At 64.5% G+C, this 10,876-nt stretch carries 8 protein-coding genes and 1 pseudogene; 3 read left to right on the top strand and 6 right to left on the bottom strand.

Annotated elements, in window-relative coordinates:
* The 4 genes and pseudogenes from H483_RS27170 to H483_RS27160 all read right to left on the bottom strand — a co-directional run.
* Positions 1-509, bottom strand: a pseudogene (locus tag H483_RS27170) (acetyl-CoA C-acetyltransferase); the annotation flags it as partial.
* 142 nt (positions 510-651) lie between these two features.
* Complete coding sequence (locus H483_RS38585; protein ID WP_238556257.1) at positions 652-1,410, bottom strand: enoyl-CoA hydratase-related protein; 759 nt, start codon at positions 1,408-1,410, stop codon at positions 652-654.
* Between the two features lie 272 nt (positions 1,411-1,682).
* The gene (locus H483_RS27165; RefSeq protein WP_031264760.1) at positions 1,683-2,909 is read right to left on the bottom strand and encodes an acyl-CoA dehydrogenase family protein; all 1,227 of its coding nucleotides are present in this window, start codon (positions 2,907-2,909) and stop codon (positions 1,683-1,685) included.
* Positions 2,906-3,943, bottom strand: a complete 1,038-nt coding sequence (locus H483_RS27160) for a phosphotransferase family protein (RefSeq protein ID WP_031264758.1) — start codon at positions 3,941-3,943, stop codon at positions 2,906-2,908. Before H483_RS27160 ends, H483_RS27165 begins: the two co-directional genes overlap by 4 nt.
* A gap of 673 nt (positions 3,944-4,616) precedes the next feature.
* Between H483_RS27160 and H483_RS27155 the strand changes: the two genes are divergently transcribed.
* Positions 4,617-6,014 (top strand): IS110 family transposase, encoded by a 1,398-nt coding sequence (locus tag H483_RS27155; protein ID WP_081615140.1) that lies wholly within the window; start codon positions 4,617-4,619, stop codon positions 6,012-6,014.
* 261 nt (positions 6,015-6,275) lie between these two features.
* Positions 6,276-7,271 (top strand): nitronate monooxygenase family protein, encoded by a 996-nt coding sequence (locus H483_RS27150; protein WP_017836446.1) that lies wholly within the window; start codon positions 6,276-6,278, stop codon positions 7,269-7,271.
* 114 nt (positions 7,272-7,385) lie between these two features.
* On the opposite strand, the gene H483_RS27145 is transcribed toward H483_RS27150, so the two are convergent.
* A complete protein-coding gene (locus tag H483_RS27145; RefSeq protein WP_238556256.1) occupies positions 7,386-7,991 on the bottom strand; it encodes a TetR/AcrR family transcriptional regulator in 606 nt (201 codons plus the stop codon).
* A gap of 985 nt (positions 7,992-8,976) precedes the next feature.
* A complete protein-coding gene (locus tag H483_RS38580; protein ID WP_238556258.1) occupies positions 8,977-9,579 on the bottom strand; it encodes a histidine phosphatase family protein in 603 nt (200 codons plus the stop codon).
* 165 nt (positions 9,580-9,744) lie between these two features.
* On the opposite strand from H483_RS38580, the gene H483_RS27140 reads away from it, so the two are divergent.
* Positions 9,745-10,876: AMP-binding protein (locus H483_RS27140; RefSeq protein WP_017836442.1), on the top strand; the 1,132-nt coding region annotated here is incomplete at its 3' end.

Raw genomic sequence — 10,876 nt, 5'->3', positions numbered from 1 at the left:
AACTCGTCGAGCTGCGTGCGGTCAAAGCCCCACCGCTCGGCGATCATCTCGGCACCCACGCCCTGGTTGGGCGCGACCCCGTTGTAGCGCTCGAGGAAGTCCGGCCCGAAGGGGAACGAGTCGGAAGAGATGTGCGATCCCATCGGCACCCGCGACATGGACTCGACCCCGCCGGCCACCACCACGTCATGGAAGCCTGCCTCCACCACGGCCACCGCGAAACTCAGCGCCTGCTGCGACGAGCCACACTGCCGGTCGATCGTCACGCCCGTGACCGTCTCCGGCCACCCCGCCGACAGGGCGGCGGTCCGGGCGATATCCCCGGCCTGCTCGCCGGCCTGGGTGACACAGCCCCAGATCACGTCCTCCACGATTGCCGGGTCGATTCCCGCGCGCTCCGCCAGCGCCTTGAGCACCGTGCCCGACAGGTCGGCCGGATGGACACCCGCCAGCCCGCCGTTCCGCTTGCCGACCGCGCTACGCACGGCCTCCACGATTACTGCACCCATGTTCTGCACGCTCCTGTTCTGATCACTCACAACGTTTTTTGTGGGAAGCTAAAGTAATTTCGCTGGTTCACTGCGACACGGTGGCCTACCACGCCGAGTCTGTCTTGCTCACCCCCGGACTGGCCGTCGAAATTTGGGCGGCTCAGCTTGTGAATTTCGGGGTTCGCTTCTCTAGGAATGCTGCTACGCCTTCGCGCCCATCGGGGCTGTCGGCCAGTGTCCGGATAGAGAGAGTTTCGCGACGTAGAGCTGCCTCTGCACCGGGTGTTGCGGTTTCGCGCATCAAGCGTTTGGCTGCCACCTGTGCTGATCTGGAACCGGCTCGGAGCTGCTGAACGATCTGCTCAACGTGAGCGTCGATCGCGTCGTCTTCGCAGAGATAAGCCACCAAGCCAACTTGGTGGGCTTCCTCTGCGGTGAGGACGGGGTTCAATAGTGCGAGTCGGAGGGCTCGGTGCAATCCGAGGGTCGCGGGCAGTAAGGAGCTGCCTCCGTCCGGCGAGAACCCGATTCCGGTGTACGCCATAGTGAATTTGGCCGAGGTGCTGGCAATGACGAGGTCAGCTGCGGCGGCGAGTGCTAACCCTGCGCCTGCTGCCGCCCCGGTGACTACTGAAACTACGATGGCGTTCATCCGATGAAGGTCGCTGATCGCGCGGTGTAGTGTTTCGGCGAGATCGTCGACCATTTGCTCGGTGTCGTCTGCAGCAGCAAAGGCCGACACGTCACCGCCGACGCTAAATGCCCGACCCTGGCTAGACAGAACCACGATGTGTACATCGTCAGCGCGTGCGCGGCGAACTGCGTGCGCTAGTTCCGACATCGTCGCTTGATCCAGTGGGTTGCCCTGTTCGCCCCGCAGCGTGATCCGGGCGATCCGATTCTCTTGTGTGTAAGCCACTGCGGTCACTGTGCCGCCTCCGATGGATCGAGGTCGAAGTCAGTTTTGAGTAGCTGGATGCCAGGTTGAGCTCGGTATCCGCCACGGGTTGCCCGCCGCGCGATCGCAAGGGCGATACCGCGGCGACTTCCTGACATCTGGGCGGTTCTATGAGTAAGTGTGCGCATGTCTACTGTCCTCAGTTCTTCCAGGCAGCGGGGCAACCAAGCCCAAGATTTCAGTGTTAGAGCGGCACTCAATGCCGCCGTCCTTGAGTGCGGTGCTGGGTTGGGTCACGCCAGGCGGGTGCTGCGGCGCAATTCGTTCTTGGCGATAGTGCGCAGGTGCACCTCGTCGGGGCCGTCGAAGATGCGCATGGCGCGATGCCAGCCGTACATCGCGGCGAGGGGGACGTCGTCGCTGACACCGGCGCCGCCGTAGACCTGGATCGCTCTGTCGATGACCTGCAATGCGATGCGGGGGACGGCCACTTTGGCTTGGGAGACCAGCGGCGCAGCTGCCTTGTTCCCGTGGGTGTCGATTACTGCGGACGCGTGCTGACACAGCAGTCTTGCCTGGTTGATCTCGATGCGTGACTCGGCGATGCCTGCTTGCACGAGTCCTTGCTCGGCCAGTGGCTTGCCGAAGGCGATGCGTGAGCTCGCGCGGTCCACGAGTAGGGATAACGCCCGTTCCGCCGCGCCCAGTGCGCGCATGCAGTGGTGGATTCGGCCGGGTCCCAGTCGTGCCTGGGCCATCGCGAAGCCAGCGCCCTCCTCGCCCAGCAGACTGTCGACCGGGACCCGCACGTCCCGCAGCTCGACTTCGCAGTGACCGTGCTGGTCATGGCGTCCGAACACGGGAACGTCGCGCACGATGGTCAGTCCCGGCGTGTCGCGCGGCACCAGGATCATCGATTGCTGCCGGTGTTTGGCAGCGTCAGGGGCGGTTTTTCCCATCACGATGAACACGCGCGCGCGCTCGTCGGCGGCCCCGCTGGACCACCATTTGCGGCCGTTGATGACGTACTCGTCGCCGTCGCGCACGATCGAGGTCTCGATGTTGGACGCATCACTGCTGGCGACGTCCTTCTCGGTCATGACGAAGACCGAGCGGATGGTGCCGTCCATGAGCGGATCGAGCCATTGCTTCTTCTGCTCGTCGGTGCCGAACAAGTGCAGCAGCTCCATGTTGCCGGTGTCGGGAGCTTGCCCGTTGATGGCCTCGGGAGCCAGCTCCAGACTCCAACCAGTGACCTCTGCGAGCCCGGCGTAATCGAGCTGACTGATCCCCGAAAAGGCCGGCAGGAACAGGTTCCACAACTCGCGGCGACGGGCCTCTTTCTTGAGCTCCTCAATCACTGGCGGAAGCGTGTGGTCGCCGGGGCCGGCTGCGGCGCGGTACGCGTGGTATTCGGCTTCGGCCGGGAACACGTGGTCGTGCATAAATTCCACGAGCCGGGCGCGCAGCTCCACGGCGCGCGGACTTGGAGTCAGGTTTAGCGAATCCAGGGGGGTCATCGATGCTCCTCGAGTCGGTCGAGCGCGAGCTCGATCAGGGGATTGATCATGGGCCCGAGCTCCTCGAAGCCTTCGCCACGGGTCTCGCCACGAAGATGGCGTACGTGGATCTGCTGCAGGATCACGGCGAGCTTGTAATTGGAGAAGGCGACGTACCAGGAAAGATCGTTGACATCGATATCACGCTGCTCGGCGTACATCGTTGCCATCTCATGGGCCGACGGGAAGCCCTCCAGCGCCGTCGCCCCAGCCGTGAGCGGGTTGTGCGGTCCGCCGATCTCATCCCAGAACGACAACAGGAAGCCGATGTCGGCAAGCGTGTCACCCAGCGTCGCCATCTCCCAGTCCAGAACCGCCACGATGCGCGTGGGGTCCTCGGTGGACACCAGCACGTTGTCGAGCTTGTAGTCACCGTGGACGATGCCGGTCAGCGTCGAGGTTGGCATCGCCGCGGCGAGCGCGTGTTGCAGCTCGGACGCATCGACCCGATCGGGAGTGCGCAAGGAATCCCATTGCTGGTCCCAGCGGCGCAGCTGCCGCTCTAGATAGCCGTCCGGACGTCCGAAGTCACCTAGACCTACCTCCGAGGGGTCGATCTCATGCAGAGCGACGAGTGTCGACACCAGCGACTCGGCCAGACCACGGCGCTGCTGCGGGGTCAGTGCCTCGGTGTCGCTGCGATCGCGCAAGGTGCGGCCCGCAATTCGCGGCATGACGTAGAACGGCGCGCCGATGACGGATTCGTCGCGGCAGTGGTCCACGACCGCAGGGACAGGCACCGCCGTTCCGGCAAGCGCCTGCAGGACGCGAGCCTCTCGCCCGATATCGTGCGCGGATTTCCAGACCGCGCCATAAGGCGGGCGGCGCAGGATCCACTCGTTCGTCCCCTCGGTCAGTGCATAAGTCGGGTTCGATCGCCCGCCCGACAGTAGATCGGCCTGCAGAGGGCCATCGAACCTTGGCAGGATCTCCGCGAGATGTGTACTTAGGGAATCGAGCGGCAGGTCTGTGGCCGTCTCGGGGATGGGAGGCACAGTCGCCCCTTCTGTTGAGCAAACTAACTGATCATATGATTAGATAATCGAATGATAGGTCATTTTCCCCGGATCGGAAAGGGAGTCCTGAACGAATGCCCCTCGACGAGCGGCGCAAGCTGTCGGCGACAGGATTGCCTCTGCTCCGAGGCTCTCATCGAAGGAGACCTGGTTCAGGGGCCTATATCGTTTTCGGTGCTGGGTTCTCCCAGCTCAGCAGCCCGCTAGGGTTGACGGTGGGAGAGGTTCGGTGAGCGCGGTTGTCGGCTGAGGGTTGTGCCTCGTGAACAGAGAATGCGACACCGGATCTGCCCCGCCACATGGCCCGTTTGAAGGGAATTGACGGACCGGCCAGGCAGAGGTGTTCTGTCGACTGGTCGCGCCGGATGACACGTAAGCACGGGCACGCCCTGGCGGCGACACCCTCGACCGATTGCTGGCCGCGGGCGCCGATGGCCTGCTGTGGCAGCGGCTCAAGGTGACGGGGCCGCGGCGACGGGATGCTCTCGAGACCGATAAGTACACAGGAAGCCACGGCCGCTCTACCCGATGGCGCGGCGATGATTGTGGGGCTTCCCTCCTGCGACGTCGCAGGCAGGCTTGGTGGAGCCTGCCGGCAAGCGCGAAGCCGCTCGAGGAGGACGCCCGGCGACGTCGTCTCGACTGTCCCGCTATGGCGAGCGCGGCAGGAAGGAAGCCCGAACCCATGACTTCAACGGGCACAGACCATAATCCCACAACAATTGCGGCCCGCGCCGGGATCGACTGCGCAATCGTGGCGAATCACCAGTGTGAACTGATCGAGTATCGCGACGACGGCACGACGCGAACCACCCGCAAGACCATCCCGAGCACCGCGGCCGGGATGAACGAGCTCACCCGGTTCCTCGCAGCGGTCGACGTCGCCGTCGACGTGGTCGCCGAACCGACTTCCCTGACCTGGGTTGGCATCCAGGCTGCGGTCGGCGCCGCCGGCGGCCGGTTCTACCTGATCGGCACCAGGCACTCCTCCCGACTGCGCGCAGCGGTCGCCGGCAAGAACAAGTCCGACGTCATCGACGCACACCTGCTGGCCAAGGCGCTCGACCTGTTCGACCTTGAACCGCTCGTCGTGGCCGACGTCGGGTCTGAGGCCCTCAAACGCTCGGCTCTGTCGCGGGGCGATGCCCGTGTGCACTACGACCAGTGCTGGCGACGCCTGCGTTCGTATGTCACCGCCACTGTCCCGGACATCGACAAGATTCTCGCGGGATCTCGTACTCGCACGTTGGCGGTGCTGGGGCGGTGGCCTGACCTGCGCGCCCTGGCCCGCGCGCACCGGGCCACGATCGCCGCAGTGCTGCGCGAGCACTCCCACTGCGGTGGCCGCCAGGAGCAGATTGCTGACCAACTGCGCAGTGCCGCGGCAGCCTGGGTGAGCATCCTCGAGGACTACTACGACCTCGATTTCTGGAGGTTGAAAGTAGCTGGAATGCTCGCCGACATCGATCAGGCCGCGGACCGATTCGACCGTTACACCGAGCAACTCGACGGGCTCTGGCACGCCTTCTACGGGCCCGATGATCTGCTGCTCTCGGTGCCGGGGACCGGCCCGATCACCGCAGCGACCATTCGCGGCTGGCTCGGCGACGGGTCCCGTTTCGCCCGCCCCGAGGACTTCGCCTCCTACTGCGGGCTCACCCCATCGAACTGGTCGTCGGGAACCATGGAGCACAAGCATCGCGCGATCAGCAAGGAAGGCCCCTCCGCTCTACGGATGGCGGTGTTCCTCGCCGCGAACGCGGCACGCACATCCGACCCACAGCTCGCTCGGGTGTACCACCGTCTCATGGTCGACAAGGGCCAGCACCACAACAAGGCCGTATGCGCGGTCGCCCGCAAGCTCGCCGAGCGGATCTGGATCGTAGTGGACCGCGACGCGCCCTACGAGTACCGCGACGACGACGGCGCGATCCTCGACATCACGCAGGCTCGCGCCATCGTCCGCGAGCGCTATCAGGTGCCCGCGGAAGTCCGCGCCCGCCATCGCAGCCACACCTCCGCCCAAAGGAGAGCCCGCCTGGCAGCCTGACCCTCACTCGTCTCGCCACCACGAGGCTCCAGATCAGCCGTAGAGCCCGACGCTCTACGGCCACCCCGACATGCATCCCAACAGGACCACTCTGAGGGGGTTGACAATCGTTAGGGAATCTCTTCGGGGCCTGGCCAGCAACGCGCTTCTGACTTGCGGCGAGATCGCGCCCTCGGCGGGGTTCAACAAAGCAACTGCATGTCGACTGCTGGCCGACCTAGTAGTTGCCAGCGTGACACAACATCCTCGAGAGGAAAGTTCATGATCAGCACCCGCGTTACCGAGCTCCTGGGGGTTCGACACCCCATTCTTTGCGGCGGGATGACCGGTCTCGGCACCGCTCCACTCATCTCCGCCGTGGCCAATGCCGGCGCCCTAGGCTTCCTGACCGCCCTCACCCAGCCGACTCCAGAGGCTCTGACGAAGGAGATCCAACGAACGCGCGATCTCACCGATCAGCCCTTCGGGGTCAACCTCACAATCCTGCCAACAATCAACCCGGTCCCCTATGACGAATACCGCGCTGCAATTGTCGAGTCCGGCATCACGGTGGTCGAGACCGCAGGCTCAAGCCCCGAACCCCACCTGCCGGACTTCAAAGCGGCTGGCGTCAAGGTCATTCACAAGGCCACGAGCGTTCGACACGCACTATCAGCGCAGAACAAGGGAGTCGACGCGATCAGCATCGACGGATTCGAATGCGCTGGTCACCCGGGCGAGGATGACGTGCCCGGCCTCGTTCTCATCCCCGCGGCCGTGCAGCGCTTGCACATTCCTGTGATCGCCTCCGGTGGAATGGCAACCGGAGCTGGGCTGGTGGCTGCGCTCGCCCTCGGCGCCGAGGGGGTCAACATGGGCACCCGGTTCATGGCCACCACCGAGGCGGCTATCCACGAGAACGTCAAGCAGCAGATCGTGGCTAACGACGAGCGCGATACCGTGGTGGTGTTCCGTCAGTTCCACAACTCCGCCAGAGTCGCACGCAACCAGATTTCCGAACAGATCGCGGAGATCTCCAAGCGTCCTGGCGCCACGTTCGCCGACGTCGCAGAGCTTGCCGCGGGGGCGCGGGGCCGGTCCCGCGTCCTGCAGGCCGGTGACATGGAGGACGGGATGTGGTGGGCTGGCCAGACTCAAGGTTTGATCGATAGTGTCGACACCTGCGAGAGCGTGGTCGAGCAGATCATGGCCGACGCTGAGTCGATCATTACCAGCCGCTTGCCAGCCGTGGTTCGCGACAGGTCCGTGAACGTCTAACGCCAGGACGAAGGTGGTGCTGCGCGTTTCCACCTGGTCGACGGGGCGACCTTCAATTCGGGCGTTGTGTCTGCGTCCGAAGCGTTGGCCTGGACACGCGAAGGGATACCGGTCTCATCCCGATCTTGCGATTGAAACCGCAAACCCTTTGTACGTGCGAGCTACTTCTTCGGCCGTGTTGCGCCCATGCGGATCAAACCAGGTGGCAACCGCAGTCCCACTGGTAAGAATCGCGCGAGCGGCCATGGCAGGATCGGAAACCTCGAATTCCCCGGCCGACACCCCGCCCTCCACGACGCTTCGAAACGCGAGTTCTTGCCGATCGCGCAGCTCGATGACGCTCGAGCGGTGTTGTTCATCCAGACTACGAATCTCCGAGGCTCCGAGCATCGCGGCGTCGCGCTGAACGCAGTGAAACAGCACCCAAGCGTGGGTCATCGCCTCGAGCCGTTCTCGCCAGTTCGCCGCCTCGGAGGCTGCACTCGCAGCGGTCGTCGCGGCATACGCCTCATCAAGGGCCTGCCGCATGATCTCGACCAGAATCGCCTGCTTAGAGGCGAAGTGGTGATAGAGGGCGGCTGATGTCATGCCAGCTTCTCTAGCGATGTCACGGATCGACGTGCCGTAATAACCACGCTCGACCATGCAGCGGATCGCGGCCCTCAACAGTATGGCGCGGCCCTCCGTCCGACGCGCATCCACGCGTTCTCCAGTTTCCACCGAGCCATTCTCTCCTGCACACCTAGAAGCAACGCGATCCAGGGACCTACCTGATCGACTGATTAGGTAGTAGCGTAGTCGTATCCACACTGGAAGGGGCAGGGAATCGACCTCCGGTAGCGACGAGATCGGCGAATCGCTCGCTACCGCTCCAGCGGAGCGTGAAGGTCGACGATGCTCGACGATCGCCTCCAGGACGATGCCCGTCTCAAGTCCGCCAACCTGTGGCGTTCAGCGCCAGTGAGGCGAATCGCGAAGTAGCGCGTCTGCTCAACCGAGTGTCAGCTACGGGCACGAAGCCCTGGATCACCATCCGGGGCTCGGTCGGAGAGAAATCGTGCCGGGTCCGGCGGAGGCGACGAACTTCATCGGTTCTTCAAGTCTGTACTGGCGCCATTGAGTGCGCCGAAGGGGTTGGTGACAATGCATCAAGAAAGAAGGAGCTACCCAGTGGGGGGCACCGGCGCATCGTTGAAGCGATCAGTGATGACGATGTCAATTACTTTGGTGGTCACCGCAGTGGTTCTATTCACCTCCTGCTCAACCCCCGCAGCTAGCAGTCAAACTTCCAACCCGTCACGTGTGACGACTGGGCCCACCGGAATTAGGTAGGACACGCGAGGTGAATGGACCACTAAGACGCGGAGTCGCTAGGGTCCACCATCTACCGAACTGGTGAACCGGGGGTCGATCGTGCTCCGGCGCGACGAACGGGAGGCGCTGCTCTGTCAACTGATGAGGACGGCGCCCGATCGGAAGCCTTCGAGGTCCGGAGTCCTCGGATCGCAGTCGGGGCAATCATCGCGATGGGCAATGCCGAACTAACTCCCACACCCGGCGGCCCGCTGACACCGCACGACATCGCCGAGGAATACGTCCATCTGGCACTCGGTCTCGTCCGGGCACCGGACCCCGTCACCGACTGAGCGTTCGAAACGGCCCGCGCTACCCTCGCCCTGATGGGACCGATCCGGACCGTCCCAGGTCAGAAAGTGAGATCCGACGCCCCACTTGCGTGCGGCAATTCGTTGAGCGATCCCAGCTGTCGTTCACCGGCGGCATCGACGAAAACACGGCTGACCGACGTATACCGGGGCATGAAGAAGACCCCGGGCGGGCGCCCGATCACATCACCGAGGAACGAGTTGAGAACGCCACCGTGGCAGACGACGACCACGCGTCCTGGGCCCGGCTCCCGGACTATCTCGTCGAAGCCCGTACGGACTCGCCGCCTGAAATCTTCGGGATCGAACGTGTGGTTTCCCCAGACCCCAGTCGTTAGCGCGGCTCCGGCACGTTGGAGCAGTTTCTCGCCGGCTAGCTCGAGCGGCACGTACTCGCTCGATCCCAGGTCGAACTCTGCTAAACGGGCATCCGTCTCGATACCCAGCCCGCATCGTTCGGCCACGACCTCTGCGGTCTGCCTTGCTCGACACATCGTGCTACTCACGACACGGACGGGCAATCTGCGCCTGTCGCGAGCGACCCACTCAGCAAGTGCCGCCGCCTGGCGGAGACCCAAGGGAGTGAGGTCCGGATCAGCAGACCCCGCACTGACCGAGACTCGTTCCGGCTGGGCGTGGCGCACGATGAGTAGTTCCACGGTGGCTCCTCTGAAGCGCGTTGACGGATCTGGGTTAATTTGCGATCGTTGCGTCACATCCTAACCGACTGGAACACCTCTCGGCCGAGTAGATTCCTACTTATCCCACAGTTGCAGCGAATCTCCAATCACACACCCCGGAGGCATGACGTGTATCCCCCCACGATCGCCGAGTTGACGCCCGACGCCCACGCGTACGAGATGGCGGACTCCGGCGAGGTCCTAACCTTCGGGCAGCTCGACGCACAGTCCAACCAGGTGGCCCATCTGCTCCACAACCACGGGGTCCGACCCGGCGATTCGCTGGTCATCCTCCTACCTAACGGCATCGCCTGGCCCGTCGTGGTGGCCGCGGGAATGCGATCGGGGCTCGAGGTCACCCCCATGAACTGGCACCTCAAGTCGACCGAGCTCGCCCCGATGCTCCGGGAGGCGGCCCCGGCCGCGGTGGTGACCAACGTCGACATGGCGCCCCTGGTCATCGAGTCCACCTCGGACGCGGCCCGTCCACCGCTCGTGCTGACCGTGTCCGGGGCCTGCCCGGGCACCCAGGATCTGTGGTCCTCGCTCCAAGACCTGCCCGCCACTCCGATTCGGCAGGAGCTGCTCGGGGCGCGGGTGCTCTTCAGCGGCGGGACGACCGGTCGGCCCAAAGCCCACCGCCAACCACTTCTCGGGGTGCACCCCCTGGAAGCGCCCGCACGCCATCCTGGGCTCGCCGCGGAACTCGGGATCGAGCGCGGCATCCGGTTCCTGTCACCCGCGCCCAACTACCATGCCGCGCCGTTCACCTTTCAGTTGATGACCCTCGCGGTCGGGGGAACCGTGGTGTGCATGGAGTCGTTCGACGCCCGCCGAGCGCTCGAAATCCTCAACGAACGCGAGATCACGCATTCCCAGTGGGTGCCCACCATGCTCTCGCGGCTCCTCGCGGTCCCCGGCCGTGCGGAGATCGCTGTGGCTCCGTCCCACCGGGTCGCCGTGACCTCTGGAGCGCCGTGCCCGCCCCAGCTCAAGGACGACATCAACGACTGGTGGGGCGACATCCTGCACGAGTACTACGGGGCTTCCGAGGGGTACGGGCACACGTACGTCTCCCCTGCCGAGTCCCGCGAACGCCAGGGCTCCGTCGGTCGGCCGCTGGGTGCCGCGAAGGTCCGGATCGTCGACGACGCCGGCCGCCCGGTCGAAATCGGCTCTACCGGACGCGTGTGCTTCGAGTCCACCGCAGCGGATGGCACGCCGACGCTCAAGGGCATGGGCGATCTGGGTCGACTGGACG

The organism is Dietzia sp. UCD-THP (assembly GCF_000349585.1).
Classification (GTDB): domain Bacteria; phylum Actinomycetota; class Actinomycetes; order Mycobacteriales; family Mycobacteriaceae; genus Dietzia; species Dietzia natronolimnaea_A.
This window is presented reverse-complemented; position numbering and strand designations above follow the sequence as displayed.

Excerpts from the sequence above, each read along its gene's own strand:
- H483_RS27165 (WP_031264760.1), bottom strand. The coding sequence starts at position 2,909 with ATGACCCCCCTGGATTCGCTAAACCTGACTCCAAGTCCGCGCGCCGTG.
- H483_RS27155 (WP_081615140.1), top strand. The coding sequence starts at position 4,617 with ATGGCGAGCGCGGCAGGAAGGAAGCCCGAACCCATGACTTCAACGGGC.
- H483_RS27150 (WP_017836446.1), top strand. The coding sequence starts at position 6,276 with ATGATCAGCACCCGCGTTACCGAGCTCCTGGGGGTTCGACACCCCATT.